This is a genomic window from Neptunomonas sp. ABH4_499 (genome assembly GCF_056160565.1).
The window spans coordinates 162,332-180,132 of sequence record NZ_JBSWXK010000001.1 but is presented as its reverse complement, the minus strand read 5'-3'; the positions used below and the strand labels follow the sequence as shown (position 1 = coordinate 180,132).

Annotated in this window: 16 protein-coding genes; 13 read left to right on the top strand and 3 right to left on the bottom strand. The window is 42.0% G+C overall.

Annotation, left to right across the window (positions count from 1 at the left end; translation table 11 throughout):
* Positions 1-15 precede the first annotated feature (15 nt).
* From aceF to ACXAF9_RS00825, 4 genes are all read left to right on the top strand, one after another.
* Complete coding sequence (gene aceF / locus ACXAF9_RS00840) at positions 16-1,992, top strand: pyruvate dehydrogenase complex dihydrolipoyllysine-residue acetyltransferase (protein WP_475069335.1); 1,977 nt, start codon at positions 16-18, stop codon at positions 1,990-1,992.
* Between the two features lie 254 nt (positions 1,993-2,246).
* Positions 2,247-3,674: a DUF1800 domain-containing protein gene (locus ACXAF9_RS00835; protein WP_475069334.1), complete on the top strand. Its 1,428-nt coding sequence runs from the start codon at positions 2,247-2,249 to the stop codon at positions 3,672-3,674.
* Positions 3,675-3,685: 11 nt separating this feature from the next.
* The gene (locus ACXAF9_RS00830) at positions 3,686-4,912 is read left to right on the top strand and encodes a DUF1501 domain-containing protein (protein ID WP_475069333.1); all 1,227 of its coding nucleotides are present in this window, start codon (positions 3,686-3,688) and stop codon (positions 4,910-4,912) included.
* 268 nt (positions 4,913-5,180) lie between these two features.
* The gene (locus ACXAF9_RS00825) at positions 5,181-5,753 is read left to right on the top strand and encodes a PEP-CTERM sorting domain-containing protein (protein ID WP_475069332.1); all 573 of its coding nucleotides are present in this window, start codon (positions 5,181-5,183) and stop codon (positions 5,751-5,753) included.
* A gap of 76 nt (positions 5,754-5,829) precedes the next feature.
* Here ACXAF9_RS00825 and ACXAF9_RS00820 read toward each other — a convergent pair whose 3' ends face one another.
* From ACXAF9_RS00820 to ACXAF9_RS00810, 3 genes are all read right to left on the bottom strand, one after another.
* Positions 5,830-7,194, bottom strand: coding sequence for an O-antigen ligase family protein (locus ACXAF9_RS00820; RefSeq protein WP_475069331.1), 1,365 nt, complete (start codon positions 7,192-7,194; stop codon positions 5,830-5,832).
* A 65-nt stretch (positions 7,195-7,259) separates the two neighbouring features.
* A complete protein-coding gene (locus ACXAF9_RS00815) occupies positions 7,260-7,730 on the bottom strand; it encodes a hypothetical protein (RefSeq protein WP_475069330.1) in 471 nt (156 codons plus the stop codon).
* 396 nt (positions 7,731-8,126) lie between these two features.
* Complete coding sequence (locus ACXAF9_RS00810) at positions 8,127-8,402, bottom strand: hypothetical protein (protein ID WP_475069329.1); 276 nt, start codon at positions 8,400-8,402, stop codon at positions 8,127-8,129.
* A 229-nt stretch (positions 8,403-8,631) separates the two neighbouring features.
* Here ACXAF9_RS00810 and ACXAF9_RS00805 point away from each other — a divergent pair, with 229 nt between their 5' ends.
* From ACXAF9_RS00805 to ACXAF9_RS00765, 9 genes are read left to right on the top strand one after another with little or no spacing between them, the layout of a single operon-like run.
* On the top strand, positions 8,632-10,071 hold the full coding sequence (locus ACXAF9_RS00805; RefSeq protein WP_475069328.1) for an undecaprenyl-phosphate glucose phosphotransferase: 1,440 nt from the start codon (positions 8,632-8,634) through the stop codon (positions 10,069-10,071).
* Between the two features lie 8 nt (positions 10,072-10,079).
* On the top strand, positions 10,080-11,108 hold the full coding sequence (locus ACXAF9_RS00800; protein WP_475069327.1) for a glycosyltransferase family 4 protein: 1,029 nt from the start codon (positions 10,080-10,082) through the stop codon (positions 11,106-11,108).
* 6 nt (positions 11,109-11,114) lie between these two features.
* The gene (locus tag ACXAF9_RS00795) at positions 11,115-11,567 is read left to right on the top strand and encodes a UDP-N-acetylglucosamine--LPS N-acetylglucosamine transferase (protein ID WP_475069326.1); all 453 of its coding nucleotides are present in this window, start codon (positions 11,115-11,117) and stop codon (positions 11,565-11,567) included.
* Complete coding sequence (locus ACXAF9_RS00790; RefSeq protein ID WP_475069325.1) at positions 11,564-12,040, top strand: glycosyltransferase; 477 nt, start codon at positions 11,564-11,566, stop codon at positions 12,038-12,040. The genes ACXAF9_RS00795 and ACXAF9_RS00790 overlap by 4 nt, the downstream gene beginning before the upstream one ends.
* Entirely contained in the window at positions 12,037-12,939 is a 903-nt protein-coding gene (locus ACXAF9_RS00785; RefSeq protein ID WP_475069324.1) for a hypothetical protein, read from the top strand. The genes ACXAF9_RS00790 and ACXAF9_RS00785 overlap by 4 nt, the downstream gene beginning before the upstream one ends.
* Complete coding sequence (locus tag ACXAF9_RS00780; protein WP_475069323.1) at positions 12,932-14,215, top strand: hypothetical protein; 1,284 nt, start codon at positions 12,932-12,934, stop codon at positions 14,213-14,215. The genes ACXAF9_RS00785 and ACXAF9_RS00780 overlap by 8 nt, the downstream gene beginning before the upstream one ends.
* Complete coding sequence (locus tag ACXAF9_RS00775) at positions 14,202-15,350, top strand: polysaccharide pyruvyl transferase family protein (RefSeq protein ID WP_475069322.1); 1,149 nt, start codon at positions 14,202-14,204, stop codon at positions 15,348-15,350. The genes ACXAF9_RS00780 and ACXAF9_RS00775 overlap by 14 nt, the downstream gene beginning before the upstream one ends.
* Positions 15,340-16,605 carry an oligosaccharide flippase family protein gene (locus tag ACXAF9_RS00770; RefSeq protein WP_475069321.1) on the top strand — a complete coding sequence of 422 codons (1,266 nt, stop codon included), beginning with the start codon at positions 15,340-15,342 and terminating at the stop codon, positions 16,603-16,605. Before ACXAF9_RS00775 ends, ACXAF9_RS00770 begins: the two co-directional genes overlap by 11 nt.
* Entirely contained in the window at positions 16,602-17,774 is a 1,173-nt protein-coding gene (locus ACXAF9_RS00765; RefSeq protein ID WP_475069320.1) for a nucleotide sugar dehydrogenase, read from the top strand. The genes ACXAF9_RS00770 and ACXAF9_RS00765 overlap by 4 nt, the downstream gene beginning before the upstream one ends.
* Positions 17,775-17,801: the final 27 nt, after the last annotated feature.

Sequence of the window (17,801 nt, the reverse complement as noted above, 5' to 3'; positions counted from 1 at the left end):
AAAGAGGATACGAACGTGAGCACAATCACAATTAAAGTTCCTGATCTGAGCGGCGCCGAAGATGTCGATGTGATTGAAGTCCTGGTGAAAGCTGGTGACACCATCGCAGAAGGCGACAGCCTGATCGCATTGGAAACCGACAAAGCCTCCATGGAAGTCCCAGCCGAACAAGCGGGTACCGTCGTGGAAGTGATGATCAAAGAAGGCGATACCTGCAACGAAGGCGACGTTATCTTAACGCTGAGCACCGAAGCCGGTAGCGAAGCGGCCGAAGCACCTGCAGAAGAAGCCCCAGCGCCTAAAGCAGAAGCGCCAGCCGCACAAGAAGCTGCACCAGCCCCTGCAGCAGGTGAAGCAAAAGGCGGCGCTACGCGTCAAGAAACCATCTTAGTACCGGATTTGAGCGGTGCAACCGATGTCGACGTAATCGAAGTCTTGGTAAAAGCCGGTGATGTTGTGGCCGAAGGCGACAGCTTAATTGCACTGGAAACCGATAAAGCTTCGATGGAAGTCCCAGCAGAACAAGCGGGTACGGTGGTAGAAGTGAAAATCACCGAAGGCTCGACCTGTAACGAAGGCGACGTGATTCTGGTGTTGGAAGTGGGTGGTGCTGCAGAAGCCCCAGCCGCCGCACCGGCAGAGGCAGCAGCCCCTGCACCAGCTGCAGCGGCGCCGAGCGCACCAGCGGCGGCACCGGTTGCGGGTGGCAAAGAAGACATACGGGTACCGGACCTTAGCGGTGCAACCGACGTTGATGTTATCGAAGTGATGGTTAAGCCTGGCGATGTGATCGAAGAGGGCGATGGCCTGATCGCGCTGGAAACCGACAAAGCTTCTATGGAAGTACCTGCACCAAAAGGCGGTACGGTGGTAGAAGTGAAAATCACCGAAGGCTCGACCTGTAACGAAGGCGATCTGATTCTGGTATTGGAAGTCGCTGGCAGTGCACCTGCACCAGCGGCGGCTGCTCCTGCACCAAAAGCTGAGGCTCCGGCTGCAGCAAAAGCAGAAGCGCCAAAAGCGGCTGTCCCGGCAGCATCGGCCGCCAATACAGCCGAGCTTGAGAAGAAAAACCGCTCTGCACACGCAGGCCCAGCGGTACGTGCCTTGGCGCGTGAGTTTGGTGTAGACCTGACAGAGATTACCGGTACAGGCCGTAAAGGACGTATCGTTAAAGAAGACGTACAAGCATACGTGAAAGGCGCACTTAAACAGCTGAAAGAGAAGCCAGCTGTATCGGCCGTAGTAGCGGGCGCAGGTATCCCTGCTATCCCAGCGGTGGACTTCAGCAAGTTTGGTGAGATCGAGATGGAAAAACTCAGCAAGGTGGCGAAAGTCACGCGTGACAACATGTCGCGCTGCTGGTTGAACATCCCGCATGTCACTCAGTTTGACGAAGCCGACATCACGGACCTAGAAGCCTTCCGTAAAGAGATGAAGGAAGAGGCACTCAAATCCGGTGTTAAATTAACGCCGCTGCCATTCCTGATCAAAGCGGTCGCGAAAGCGCTGGCGGAAAATCCAAAATTCAATGCATCACTGCACTCGGATGGCGAACACATTGTCTACAAGAAGTACATCAACATCGGCTTGGCGGTCGACACGCCAAACGGCTTGATGGTACCTGTGATCAAAGATGCGGATAAGAAGTCCCTGTACGAGCTATCCAAAGAAGCGGTAGAGCTGGCGGGCAAAGCGAAAGACCGCAAGCTTAAGCCAAACGAGATGCAAGGCGCATGCTTTACCATCTCTAGCCTTGGCGGCATTGGCGGTACTGGCTTTACGCCAATCGTAAATGCGCCAGAAGTCGGCATCTTGGGTGTTTCCAAAGCGGATATCAAACCGCGTTGGAACGGTAAAGAGTTTGAGCCACGTATGATGCTGCCACTGTGCTTGTCGTACGATCACCGCGCCATCAACGGTGGTGATGCAGGCCGCTTCTTAACCTACCTAAACAGCCTGCTGAGCGATATTCGCCGTTTGGTGCTGTAAGACCACACGTTAAGCTCGCTTGTTAAAAAAGACCTCTTCGGAGGTCTTTTTTTTGTTTTGGGGTATCGAAGATGTGGCTAACGCATTATCAATAAAGGTGTATTTGTTGAATCAAACTTGATTATTCAGCTTGTGTACCTCTAAAGCGACAATTACACACCCAAACCAATGTTTAAAAATTAGGAACTATCCGGATAAGTGGCGCTCCATTGAAACAGATGTTTGTACTTTTTGACCAGATATAGGAAGAAACAATGCTACCCATAACAAGATGGCAACAGCGTTGCACCGGGTGGATGGAGCCATCCAAACAGGCCCTTAAAAGCGGTATTTTGGCCTGTACTTTATTAACCAGTCCTGCATTTGCATTATCGGTGGACGATGCTAAGCATTTGGCGCTACGTACCAGCTTTGCAGCTAACCCGAGTCTGATGAATGCATTGTTGCCACTTACGCGTGAAGAGGCGGTGGATTATGTGTTGAATCAGGTGGAGCCGCATCCGGTGGAGCCGCCGGAGTTTGTTTTAGATCCAAATCCTAAAATAGATACTAAAGAACTATCTGCGGCGGAAAGAAAAGAATACAACCAAGTTCGTAAACGTAGAGCTGATTTATTAAAACAATGGCTTGTTGATAGATTAATAACTACCGATGCACCCTTTAATGAGTTCATGACTCTATTTTGGATGAATCATTTTACATCTTCTATTTATAAACCTTTTGACTCTGTTGTGGCTTACAATAAGCATGAGTTAGAAATGAATCAATCATTAGGTCGGTTTGACTTGATGCTTAAAAATATAATGCAAGACCCTGCTGTGATTATATATCTTGATAATCAGCAGAATAGAAAGAGCAAGCCTAATGAAAATTTAGCTAGAGAGTTGCTTGAGTTATACACTCTTGGTGAGGGAAATTACAAAGAGGAAGATATAAAGGAAGTAGCAAGAGCATTGACTGGATGGAGTGTTGTATGGGCTGATAGGAAGTTTACAATTAAAGACTCCCAACATGATGGTGGTGTTAAAAGGTTCCTTGGTGAAGAAGGGAATTATACAATGAACGAGGTTCTAAATGTTCTTTTAGATAATGATAATACTTCTAAAAATATTGTATCTAAATTATGGATGGCTTTGGTTTCGCCCAATATTAAAGAAGAAAAGGTTAATGAACTTGCTTCTAGCTTCAAAAAAAATAATTACAAAATTAAACCTATGTTACGAGACTTGTTGCTTTCAGAAGAATTTTGGGATCGCGAAAATCGTTCTGTTTTAGTCAAGTCTCCGGTTGAGCTTTTAATAGGCATGTATCGGCAATTAGAAGTTAGTGAAGCACCTAGTCACTTGGTGGCGAGGTTATCTGCTGAAATGGGGCAAAATCTCTTTGCTCCACCTAACGTAAAGGGGTGGCCTATCGCTAGCAGTGATTGGATTAATAGCGATAGTATTTTAAAACGGCAGAACGCCATTAACCGTCTAATGCGAGCTAAAGAGAGTAACCCGCATATAAAGGATCAAGAGGCGACACTAAATGAAGCCATGCAAAAATGGGTGAGCGATGAAGCTTTTAACTATCAAAAAGATTGGTTGTTAGCAGCCCCGCCAGTCGGTGATGTGTCTTCCGAAGACCCAATGCTCACTCTTAAAAATCTACTAACTGATCCTGTTTATCAGCTTAAGTAATGGAGGCAATTATGACGAACCGAAGAGCATTTCTAAAGCGTACGTTGGTAGGCGGTGCGGCAATAGGCGGAGCCTCCCTTTTTAATTTGGCCATACCGGTAACATCGGCTTTTGCAAACGAGGCTAAATTAAATGCGAACCCAAACGCAAAGCCTGTTAAAACTCTGGTTTTAGTTGAGCTGCATGGCGGTAACGACAGCTTAAATATGGCCATCCCGCATAACCAGCAAGCGTATTACGATGTAAGGCCAACACTTGCAATCAAGAAACCGGACCAGCTTACACTAACGGATGAGTTGGCTCTGAACAGTGTAATGCAGCCGTTGGAAGCTAGTTGGGCAAACAATGAATTAGCTTTGCTGCCAGGGGTTGGGTATCCAGAGCCGAACCGGTCTCACTTCCGCTCGATCGAGATTTGGGACACCGCTTCCCGCAGTGATGAATTTTTGGATGACGGTTGGCTAAGCGAGGTACTGCAAGGTCATGCTAAACCGGAAACCATGGCAGCGAATGCCATTGTGATTGGCCGAAATGCAGCCCCGTTAATGGGGCATGATATGAAAACCTTGGTGATGCGAAACCAAGCAAGTTTTATACGCGATGCAAAGCGCCTTGATAAGATCATTGCGGAAACCGATAACCCGACGTTAAAGCACATTCTCAATGTGCACAGGGATGCGCGCCAAGGTGGGGAGATCCTAAAGCAAGGGTTCGAGAAGGCTCAAAAACAAGCCTACTCCGATAAGGGTAAAACGCCCAACAACGATAAATTTTTAAAGGATATGCGCGAAGCGGCGGCCATTATCCAATCCGGCTACGGTGCGCCGATTTTAAAAGTAGCCCTCAGTGGGTTTGATACGCATTTTAACCAAAAAGGGCAGCATCAAAAGCTATTAACCTCCTTAGCAAATGGTTTGGCTGCATTCCGTACTAGCCTTCAACAAAGCGGTCATTGGGATGATGTATTGGTAATGACCTATTCCGAGTTTGGCCGAAGGGTAGGGGAAAACGGCAGTCAAGGTACCGATCATGGCACGGCTGCGACCCATTTGATGATGGGGGGGAAAGTCAAAGGTGGGGTGTTAACCGATGTGCCGTCCTTAACCAACCTTAAAGATAAAGACTTACAATTTACGACGGACTTTAGGGCTGTTTACGCATCCGTGGTAGAGCAGTGGATAGGGCTTAAGCCACAGGGACATTTAGCAGGTTTTGATCAAATAGGCTTATTAGCTTAGTGGCACTATCAAAGAATTAGCGCGTAGGGGATAGCATTTAGCCATAAAAAAACTTTGTAAAATAAACAGACATTTATGTATTTTTGTTGCTAAATGGAAACGCTTTTGATTCGGTGTGTTTCGAACGTGCAAGAAAAGAGGCTTAATTTCACGGAAATCACTCGAAAGTGTCATTCATAAGCGATATATTCATTAGGCTTATGGTTATTGGGGTCAGTAGTGGAGTCGACACCGGCCTAAGCCTAATGTAATTACATGGAGGTTCGTCATGAATCTAAACGCAACGCGCGCATTGCTAGGTGCCCTGGCGCTGGGTACGGCTGCAACCGCATCGGCCGACGTGATTAACATCACGCAAAACGACGATGTCACTACCCCGGTTGTAACGTACACAAGCGACTCTGCGGGTTACCCAACCCCTCTGCAAGAAGTTACATCTGCTTATAATCAATCATTGTTTACAGCGACAGATACCATCTACGCTGCAGAAATGTTTGACCTGCAATCTTTGGATTCAGTGGCGGATGAAATTTACGGCAGCTCCGATACCATCTCTTGGCATGCGGTATGGTACGACCCAATGGGTGTTGTATTTGCCTACAACTTAGTAGAGATCAACTGGTCGGATATCCTTGACTGGCAAACTGCAGGTCAGGAAGCCGTTACCTTCTGGACAGATGGTACGCCATCAGTAACAGCTGCAGGTACTTACACGGTTGCAACGTATGTAGAAGGTCAAGCTTCTAACTACTCAACGTTTGATGTACCAGAGCCATCTTCTTTGTTGTTGATGTCTTTAGGTTTGTTGGCGGTAGGTTACCGCGCAACGCGTAAGTCTTAATTACAGCTGCGAAGTTGTGATGCAAAAATAAAGCGCCATTAGGCGCTTTTTTATGGTTTGGCTACTGGTTGAATGGTTAGTAGCGGGTGCTTTGCTTTCGTTTGCGCTCTTTATGAAACAAGCTGATCAAAGCAAGCGCCATAACCAGTAAGTACATGGCCGCGTTTGCAGGTATCTGGAAGTTAAACTCAACTGTAGCATGCATCGCCATGGCGATCATCGACATAATGCAGCCAAACGAGACCCCTCGCATAAGGGCATCCTGACGCCTCCATTGTGCCCAAAGTGCGGCGGCAATACAGACTAGCCATACAATGATTAGTGGTATAAAACCAACTAAACCGCGCTCCGACAGTAGTTCTAGGTAATCATTATGGGCATGGTCATAGAAGATACGAATATCGCCCCCACGGTACTCGGGAAAGGTGGTGTAAAAAGTTCCTGCTCCAGTGCCATCAACGAGGTGCTTATCCAATAAATGTAGACTGTAACGGTCGACTTCATCCCGAGTTTCGCGGTGCGAGCTGGTCTGTTCCAGGCGGTCTACTACCTTATCCACACCAAAAAACGTCCCCACAATTAAAATATCGATCACTAATAAGCTGCTCAGCAAGATAACGGTAGAGCGTGTCGCGTGTCGGCTAAGTACTAAAGCTATTACGCCGGTAATCATCATGGCTGCAAAGAAGGAGGTATTACCCATGCGTGAATGGGTTAACACAATTCCGATCACAATGATAATCAAGGCGATACGTAATCTGGCCTTGCCGCCTAGGAGTGCTGTCATCCAGCGGCGCAACCGGTTTCGCCAAGTACCCGATGGGTTGTTTTTTAATGTGGCTATCATTAAGCCAATACCAAGCGATAAGCAAACCACTAAGTAGCCAGCCAAGTGATTACGGTTGATAAAAGTGCCCGTTGCCACACCAAGGTAACTGTCTTTAGGGATAAGAAACGTATATTCGGTGCCAGTCAGGGTCATTAAGCTGCCGTATATGGCTTGAAATACGCCGCTGCAAACCAGCATATATAAGGTGACGCGGATGCGTTGTTTGCAGTTGATTAGCAGTAAGCACAGGGTAAAAAAGCCGATCAAACCCCAGCCTAGCGCAAATTCATGCCATGTATCGGATATGGCAAGGGTGTATCCAAAAGGACTTACCTGAAAACCAACCCATACGTTACTTACAACCAGCAAGGCCAGCACCGGCCAGGCTTTCTTGAAAGTTGTATTTAACTGGGCTTTTTTTTGCACCCAAAGTAAGCACCAAACGGATAAAAGCACCAAGGTAACGCTGGTAAGTAGGCTGCCAGCCCAGATGCGGTTGCTACCAAGGGGTAAAGGGAGCCAAGGAATAAGTGCAAGAAAAGGCCAAAATAAAAAACGGTCGGCCTGTGGGGTGTCTGAGTTTTGGCTTGGCTGGCTGAATGTGCGATCCATCGTGTTTATTCCGCAGATAAAACAAAGGCACCTAATAGGTGCCTTTGGAATACTAACCTTTATGATCAGCTTGGGCTAGCAGAACCGCCACCGCCACCGCCGGAGCTACCACCAAAGGATGGTACAGAAGGGGGTGGTGTACCCGCAGCGCTGGGCGTTGGGCTGGATGGGTTGCCTGTAGCAGGACCAGCTGCGGTTGCAGCGGTAACTGCAGCAGGGTCGGCACCCGCCGAGATTGCTGCAGCAATAACGGCGTCTTTAGCCGCTGGGTTTACCTTAGTAGCTGCAGCAACAATGCTTTCTGCAGCGGATGGGTCGGCTGCAATGGCAGCGGCGACAGCATCGGCCAAGGCTTCTGGGTTTACTTCGTTTACGGCGGCTAGCGCGGCCTCAACGGATAGGCCCTCTGCTTGTGCATTTGCAATCACGGATTCCATAGACAAACCGGCTGCCATATCAGAAGCAACATCAGCTTGTGCAGTTAACACAGGCAGCATGACACCCGCCAGCACACCTAAGAACAAACTACGTTTCATTATTGGGCTCCATGCACCATGGTTACCGTGATAGTGCGGTAACGCGATTAAAAAGAGTCCTGAAAACGTACAACACAGATCGTGATCAGGATTTATGACGCATTTTAACTACAGTGTAGTTTTTAGGCAACACTTGATGAGAGATATGACTGGCTATCTCTATGAATGGTGTGCATGTGCAGCAAGAAGGGTGCACTATATTGATGCTTTATGACTAGGTGTGGGGAGGAATCGAGGATAAAAGGAGGTGTTAGGGCTAAAAAAAGGAGTCAAATATGAATATAATGTTAAAAATATCGACGCACTATGAATAATATTTTTTGTTTTTAAATAGCGACACTTGTATACTGGCGATGTAAAAAAAGGCACCCATGTGCCTTTGTAAGTGAAAATCACTTAGCTTGGGCTGGCTGAACCACCGCCACCACCACCACCGACTCCGCCAAGAGGGGGTAAGGTAAACGGTAATTGCAAGCCTGGTGCTACAGATAATCCACCACCAAAGCCATTAGCCTGGCCTTGTGAGCGGAAATACGCTGGCAAAACACGAACAGAAGAGGTACCGGCAGAATCGCCCACAACTGGGCTAATGCCATCGGTATCGCCATCTGCGAATGCCGCGCCAGCAGGTAGCACTAATCCCATTACTACACCTGCAATTAACTTATGCATAGGCATGCTCCTTGCTTATGGCTTGATTAGTCAAGCAACACCTATGCTAGCAATCGGCTACACAAACTTAAAGATATATTTCGAAAAACCAAGAATGTTGTTGCGCGTTAACAACAGCTTAACTACTATTTAACCTTGCAGTGCAGCAAAGTGTAACAAACGGATGGTATTCTGCTGCAAATTACGGACACTGCTTCAAAGGAATAGGTCAATCACAATGGATTTGCATGTGAACCCACGTTCAGAATCTTCCATTAAGTTATCCCGCAGCCGCCGGATACTCAAAAACCACGAAAACTTCACCTTTTGGGTGCAACTTGCTGCAGATGTATTCGTCGTAACGGCAATTTTGTATCTACTTACCTTTTCCAAAACCGGTGGTTTTGATACGCATTATCGCTTTTTGGCCGTGATCGTCGCACTCAGCATGTGCGGTATCTATACAACTCGCGGTATCTACCGACAAGCCATGAGTCATGTGAAAAACGTTGCACGTTTAACGTTGGCTTGGCTTTTGTGTTTGACCGCCGTTTTATTGGTAGGTTTTATTACCAAAACCACCGATTTGTTCAGTCGACAAGTACTGCTTGTATGGGCACCGCTTGCACTGTGCTTGCAAGTGGTCAATCACATCGCCATTGGCATGGTGATTAAACAGTATAAAGAAAGCTTTGGTAAGCACTTGCGCGCTGTTGTAATTGGGGAGGGGAATACCGCCCGCCACCTAATAAAAAGCCTAAATGGTAACCGTTGGTTACCCGATTACGTGGTGGGTGTTGTACGTGGCGATAGCGAGACGCCCGATATTGCTGCAGCTGCGACTTTACCAGTACCGGTTATTGGGCATATGGCTGGTGTAAGACAGGTAATACGCGAGCACGGTATCCGTCGTGTGTACATTGCACTGCCCATGGAACACAGCGAGCAAATCCAAGGCTTACACTTTGACCTGTTGGATATGAACGTGGATGTTATCTGGGCGCCAGACATTAGCGCCATGCGGTTGTTAAACCACTCCGTCCGTGAGGTAAGTGGTACTCCGATTATTTGTTTAAACGAAAGCCCGCTAACCTCATCACGTGTCGCAACCAAAATGAAGTCATTAATGGACCGTGTGGTTGCTGTCTGTGCTTTATTGGCGCTATCACCATTGCTGATTTCAGTGGCTATCGCCGTTAAGCGTTCCTCCCCTGGGCCTGTGTTTTTCAAACAGGACAGAACAGGCTTTGATGGCAAAGTGTTTAAAGTGTGGAAGTTCCGCAGCATGAAAATGCATGTGGATGAACAGGTAGTGCAGCAAGCCACTAAAGAAGACCCGCGAATTACAAAAGTAGGTAAGTTTATCCGCCGTACATCCATCGATGAACTACCACAACTGTTTAATGTACTCGATGGAACAATGTCCTTAGTAGGGCCGCGACCACACGCGGTTTCTCATAATAATTATTACAGCGATAAAATTAACTCCTACCTAGCGCGACATCGTATTAAGCCTGGTATCACTGGTTTAGCTCAGATTTCAGGTTATCGCGGTGAGACGGAAACGCTCGATAAAATGGAAAAGCGCGTAGAATTAGACTTGGAGTATATTAATAATTGGTCTATATGGTTGGACGTTAAGATTCTATACAAGACGCCGCTATCTCTTCTTTCAAAAGATATATATTAAGCGAAAAAATGAAAATTTTAGTTGTCGCTAACTTGTACCCTAACGAGTCTAAGCCCTATTGGGGTACCTTTGTCAGGGAATGTTACTTAGGTTATCAAGAAAATGGTCTTGATGTGAGCCTAAGTGTGATTAAAGGATCGGGGGCAAAAGCATACCTAGATTTCTATCTAAGTACTTTTCTAAAGATATTAACAGGTGGGTATGACGTTGTGCATGTTCACTATGTGAGTCATTCGGTACTACCAGTATTGTTAGCAAAACTTTTCCGAAAGTTTAAGTTAGTTATTAACTTTCATGGTAGTGATGCTTTTTCTGAAATACACGAGAAAACTTTTAAGAGAAAAATTAAAGAGCTTGTTAATAAGTGGGCTCTTAGTAAGGCTAAGATGATTGTTGTACCAAGTGAGTATTTTAAAAAAGAACTTACTGAGTACTACCAAGTAACAAAAAGAATATTTGTATCTCCCTCTGGTGGTGTTAGAAGTGATTTATTTTTACCAGGGCAAAAAGAACAAAATAGTTGTTTGTATGTTGGCAGGATGATCCAAGAGAAGGGTGCAATAACAGCGCTTAACTCTGTTATTGAAAACAATAAGTACATCAATAAGGTTTGCTTTATTGGTGATGGAGAGGAAAAAGAAAAGATACTAGATCAATCAAAAGGGTATGATATTGAGATCATCGGTTTAGTAAGTCATAAAGAGCTTGCAAAAAGAATGTCAAAATATGAGTTTCTTTTATTTCCGTCTGTTAGGAAGGGCGAGTCGCTCGGTTTATTATTAGTAGAGGCGATCTTTTGCGGCATGATACCGTTGGCTATTAATAATGGTGCAGTTAAAGAAGTAATTCATCCAGATTTGCAAAATGTATTAATAGCTCCAGCTGTATCGGATTATAGTGTGCTACTTAGTAAGCTTTTGAATTTGTCGTTTGAAGAAAGAAACAATATTAGAAGTAAGTTAATAAGCTATGTTTTAGAAAAGTATGAGCATGACGTTGTTTCGTTAGATTTAACCACTATGGTTAGAGGGTTATAATAGTTTATGAGTGAAAAGGTAAAGTTATTAGCTGTGTCTTCATCTGGTGGGCACTGGATTCAGCTAAATAGGCTGAAAAAAGTTTTTGAAAAATATGATACGTTTTACGCTTGTACAGATCCTTCCTTAAAATCAACAGTTGACGGTAAATTTTATTCACTACATGATGCTAATATGTGGGATAAAATTGGCTTGATTAAGTTGTTCCTGCAATCGTTTTGGTTGATAGTTAAACTGAGGCCAGATGTGGTGATTAGTACAGGAGCTGCGCCGGGGTTCTTTTGTATTGTTGTTGCTAAAGTGTTTAGAAAGAAAACAATTTGGCTGGATAGTATCGCGAATGCGGAAGAAATGTCCTTAGCTGGAAAAAAGGTTAAGCCTTTTGCGGATGTTTGGTTGACTCAATGGCCTGAATTGGAAAATCCTGAAGGCCCGTATTACAAAGGGCAGGTTTTATGATTTTTGTCAGTGTTGGTACTCAATTGCCGTTTCCCAGAATGTTAGAGGTAATAGATGCTTGGGCAAAAGATAAGGATATTCGAATAGTAGCTCAGACCGCAGAATCTAAAAAATATAAAAATCTTGAATGTTATCAGTTTTTGAATGCTGCAGATTTTAAAGAATTTTATAATATGTCCGAAGTTGTCGTTTCTCATGCGGGCATGGGTAATATTATTAGTGCTTTAGAACTGAAAAAGCCAATTATAATTTTTCCTCGAGATGCTTCCCTGCAAGAACATAGAAACGATCATCAAAAGGCTACGGCGATAAAATTTTCCTCTAAATCTGGTGTATATGTTTGTAACGATCTTAATTCATTTGAAAAATCTATTGATAAAGTGGTGACCAACTTGTCCCAGAATATGACGATTAATGAACCTGTTGAGTTAGAACGTCATATTATTGGTTTTATCGAAGGGGTATTTAAATGAAAAAATATGTTTTAATATCAGGTACAGAGAAGTCAGGAACAACTTCCTTATATCAGTACATGGTGGATAGTGGTTTTTTTAACGAATCAATCAAGAAAGAGACAGATTTTTTTCGTAATGTGAATTGTGAATTCAACGAGTACGAAAAAGAGTTTCGGTTTAATATTGAACGAAGCCTGTTCTTAGAAGGTTCTCCAGGTTACTTAGCGGATAGTAATATTGTTGCTGAGAATATTGCAGAAATACAGAGTTATAAAGATAAATTCGAACTTATTTTTATATTACGCTCTCCACTTGAAAGGTTAAAGTCGAGTTTTTTGTTTCATAAGTCAAGATTGTATTTGGATAAGAATATGTCCTTTGATAAATACATATCTATGTGCTTCGATTACGAAAATGGTAAATCTGCCACTGCTATAGGGTTGGATGAGTGGTTTCTCCGCGTACTTGATTCCGGGTTGTATTCAAAGCATCTTGATGATTTTGAAAAGCATGAGATCAATATGATGGTCTTTGAATTTATGGAGTTCTGTGTTAGCCCGAATGAAGTTATTAATAAAGTATTTAATAACCTAGGTTTGGATTCGAGTTTTTATTCTGAATATAATTTTGAGAAATCAAATGTAACTTCTGGTCATAAGAATGATTTTATTCAAAGAGCTGCGTTGGTGCTTAATAAGCGATTGGAAAGTTTTTTTTATTCAAACCCGAAAGTGAAGAAATTATTGTTAAGTATTTATTCAGGATTAAATGGGGCTGAAAAAGAGAAAATAGATATTTCTTTGGAAACCAGAGCGAGGCTTAAAGGATTTTATGAGCAAGATATTGTCGCTTTGGTGGATAAGGCTTTAATTACCGATTCTCAAAGCAAGAAATGGCTGGATGACTTTAATGTATAGCAGAGTCAAGATAAGTAGTGGTTATTTGTTTTTATTGCTTATTGTCTTTTCAGGGTTTGTTTTTCTTAGAAAAGCTGTGCCAACATTGTCTACTGCTTTAGTTGCAATAGAACTACTTATGATTTTTTTTGGGGTTGTTGTTGCTTTTTTTAATTTGAAAAGAGTCCCAAATTTCAGTCTATATCTTTGGTTTGGTTTAGTTTTTTATTTTGTTTTTTCTTTTTTGTCCATGTTGTTTAATGGTGGTGTCTATTTTTCATCAATTTTGCAGCTTGTGATGAATGTAAAGATTTTTTTTATTGTTATTCTTTGTGCTTACATCTTTTATCGTGGTGAACCAGTTGAGTCAGTTGTTAGATTTTTCGAAATACTGCTTCTTGTGAATTTATTACTTATAATAGTAGAGCTTTTTGCTCCTACTTTATATTATGGTCTATTGCCAGGTACAAGTGCACCATCTGTTATTCCTGGAACTTCTATAAAAAGATATTCTGGCTTTTTTATACACCCAGGGCAAATGGCATTTTTTTGTTTAAGTTATCTCTTTTTACTCTTCTTTTATAATCGAGGTATTTATAGAAATTGTTTCTACATGATGTTGGCTATGAGTTTTATTGTTTTATCAGGCCAGCGGGTTGAGATTCTTTTTGTGTTGATCCTTCTTTTTGTTTTTTTAGTTAATAAGTTTAAAGCTAATAGTTTAGTGATATCTTTTTCTGGAAAAATGTTATTTCTTCTTGCTTTTCCTGTTCTGGTTTTCTTTTTTTATAATTTTGATTCTGCGGGTTTGCTTTCAGGTCAGTTTTTAGAAATAGATAAGGATGTTATGCCTCGAATGGTAATACTTAATGAATCTCTATATTTATCTAGTTTTTATTTTCCACTTGGAAGTGGTTTGGCTACTTTCGGCAGTGCGCAATCAGTTGATAATATAAACTCTGTTTACCATATGACTTATCTAGAGGGCTTATGGTGGTATGAAAACAATATGTATCTGTTTGATTTCTTTTGGGGGTCAGTTTTAGCTGAGTCAGGTTGGTTTGGCTTGATATCATATTTTTTATGCTTGATTGGTTTGTTTGTTACTTTTAATAAAAGGGTTGGGAATAATGCCAGGACGTCATCTGTTAAGATTGTATTTATAGTTTACTATCTTTATTTTATATTGAATACTTTAGGCACACCATTTTTGAGTGGTAGTTTGCTGATGCTGTTGATGTTTTCTACGGTATGCTATCTTTTTGTTTATAAGGCAAATGTATATGAAAGTCGCTAAAGTTAGTTCTCTCAGTGGGTTGAATGTGGGTGATGCACTCATTTCTCGGTGTATAGAGTTTCTGTTGTCAAAGCATGGTATTACAGTTGACTCATTTGATCTTGAACTTAGGGAGCTTCAGGATTTTAGTGCAGACTATGATTCGAATTTAAATAAGCCCCGTAAAATAGGGACGATTAAATCCTATCTAAATAATAATATTGCTTTCAGGTATCTTTATAAAAAATATAAAGCGAGGCTGTTTTCTGCTAAAAAAGTTAGTTCTAGGCTCCAAGGGTATGATGTTGTTATATTTGGGGGCGGAAATATGTTTTTTAATCATGCTGGATGCCCATATTTGGATTTCTTTGATAGTTTGTCTGGGAAGATAACTTCTATTATTGTTGTTTACGGTGTTGGAGTTGGGCCTTTTAGTTTTAGTTGGAAGCGTTCTTTAAATAATATTTCTGCTAAGGCTAAATATATAAATGTGAGAGACGAAAAGTCTATGTCTTTCATTGAGGATGTAAACCCTAAAGCGAGAGTGTCAGTATCTCCAGATCCCGTATTCATTCTGTCAGATGTTTATCCTTTAGCTACTGGAGTTAAAAGCTGTTTCTCTGTAAACGTCATGGATTATAACGACAAATTCTATCCCAATGTAAAAAGGAATACGAATTTACTAATCGATAACTTGGTCACAATTTCTCGGCATTATTCATTAAGTTTGAAGCTAATAGTTTCTTCTTATGAGGATGTTGATTATAATAATTTTTTGCTTGAGTCTCTCAAGCTTAAAGGGTGCAAAGCTTCAATTGTTATGCTTTCTCACAAAACTGACTTTGGTCAAGTTTATTCGGATGTTAAGTTCTCACTTTGCAATAGAATGCACTCTTCAATTTTTTCGTTATCTTATGCTATTCCTACGTTTGTTTTCCCTTGGCAAGATAAAGTGAATGGTGCATTACATGAAGTTTTCGGCGAGTCTATTTCCAATTATCAGGTTGATGAAAATTTTTCTGTCAATGAAGTTTTTCATAAAGTAAACGTTTTTGACGAAACTTTATTGAGGAATAGGATTTTGAATGTAAAAAGCGATATATATAAAACTTCTCAAGATTTATCATCTTGCTTGGAAGGGTTTTATGAATCTTAAAAGTAAACTATTGTCGGAAACGATGTACTATGCTTTGATTCAGGCTTCGAACTTTGCAATTCCACTTATTACACTTCCTTATATAACTAGAGTTGTAGGTGTGGAGAAGTTTGGCTTATTGGAAATGGCTTTGGTTTTTTCTAATTTTTTTGTTTTGTTTGTAAAGTTTGGTTTTGAATACACTGCTACTCGAGAAATTGCCATCTCAGATAAAAAAGATTTAAGTTTTATATTTTCTAAATATTTTTATGCTAAAGTCTGTATTTTCATAAGCTCGTGCTTGCTTTTCTTTGCATCTGTTTTGTTTTCTGAGACTGTTCTTGAGCATTTTTGGATTTTCTTTTTTACATTTCTAGGTGTTTTTGGTGATTTTCTTTTACCTGCTTGGTTGTATAGGGGTATGGGTAATGTAAGATTTGTAGCCTTAAATAGTTTTTTTGTGAAATTGCTGTTTTTACCTTTGGTTTTTATCTTTATCCAAGAAGAGGATGATTTTTTCTATCGCCCTCTTCTTATGTCTATGTTAAATGTGTTTGTTTCATTTATCATGCTTTTTTATGCATTTAAACTTTATAAGTTATGTTTTAGGTTTGTTCGTTTTAGTGTGGTGGTTATATCTATATTAAAGGCAACTCCTATATTTATTTCATCTGCTTTGACCCTTTTTTCCGGAGCATTTTCTTTGGTTTTTCTTGGTATGGTGTTTGCCGTAGATCCAAAAACGCTAGGGGGGGTGGCTTCTGCTCAAAAAGTCATACAGATTATCAATAATATAGTTGTTTTTTCAATATCTCAGGTATTCTATCCGCACTTTGCCAAGGTTTTTAAATCTAGTTTTAAAAAATATAGAAAACTTTTAATACGCACTTCTATAATATTTGTAGGTCTCGGGTTGTTTATAGGTTTATCTTTGTATTTTCTATCTGGTTTGGTGTTTAAGTTGGTTTTTGGTTCTGCTTTTGCTTCCTATTCGGAAATGCTGGATATTATTTGTTTCGTACCTATGTTAACTCTTTTGGTTAATCTCTTGTTGATACAAGGCTTGTCTGGAATGGATAAAGATAAACTCGTATTGTATATCAATTTATTTGTGTTTGTTATCAGTATGCCTACTTTGTATTTATCTTATATATTTTACGATGTAGAGGGTGTTTTAATGCAAAGAAATTTAGTTTTATTGATAACTATATGCTTAGGCGTATATTTTGTAAGAAAGAATTTTAAAGATAATCTGAATGGATCTAATGCATCATGAATATAGCTATTGCCGGTACCGGGTATGTAGGTTTATCAAATGCGATGTTATTAGCTCAACATCATAATGTTGTGGCGGTTGATATCATCCCGGACAAAGTTGAAATGCTCAACAATAAAATCTCCCCAATTGTTGATGCGGAAATTGAAGACTTTTTAGCTAATAAAGCGCTGAACTTTACTGCTACATTGGATAAAGAGCTGGCCTATAAAGAGGCCGAGTACGTTGTTATCGCCACCCCGACGGATTACGACCCTGTCACTAACTACTTTAATACGGCATCGGTCGAAGCGGTCGTTAAAGATGTGATGGCGATCAATCCGAATGCAGTCATGGTGATTAAATCCACCATCCCTGTTGGGTACACGCAAAAAATCAAAGAGGAACTGGGTACAGATAACATCATCTTCTCGCCAGAATTCCTCCGTGAAGGCAAAGCGCTGCACGACAACCTATACCCATCACGTATCATCGTTGGCGAGCAATCGGAACGTGCACGTGTATTTGCTAGCCTGTTAGTTGAAGGGGCGGTTAAGCCAGAAGACGAGATCCCGGTATTGTTTACCAACAGCACCGAGGCCGAAGCGGTTAAGCTTTTCTCCAACACCTACTTGGCGATGCGTGTTGCCTACTTTAACGAGTTAGACAGCTACGCCGAAACCCACGGCTTAGACTCGCGCCAAATCATCGAGGGTGTAGGGCTAGACCCGCGCATCGGCAGCCACTATAACAACCCATCGTTCGGCTATGGCGGCTACTGCCTACCGAAAGACACCAAGCAGTTATTGGCGAATTTCCAAGATGTACCTAGCAACATCATCCGTGCCATTGTTGATGCCAACACCACACGGAAAGATTTCGTGGCTGAGTCCATCCTTAAGCGTCAACCTAAAGTGGTGGGAATCTATCGTTTGGTGATGAAAAGCGGCTCGGATAACTTTCGGGCATCGGCGATACAGGGCATCATGAAGCGTATAAAAGCCAAAGGTGTCGAGGTTGTCGTTTACGAGCCGGTGTTAGAAGAAGAGCGATTCTTCAACTCGCGTGTTGTAAAAGACATGAACGAGTTTTTGGCCATATCGGATGTGATTGTCGCTAACCGTATGGCACCAGAATTAGAAGCCGTTGCAGATAAAGTGTATACCCGTGATCTGTTTGGCAGTGATTAATCAACCATCGGTTACGGTTTCTACTCT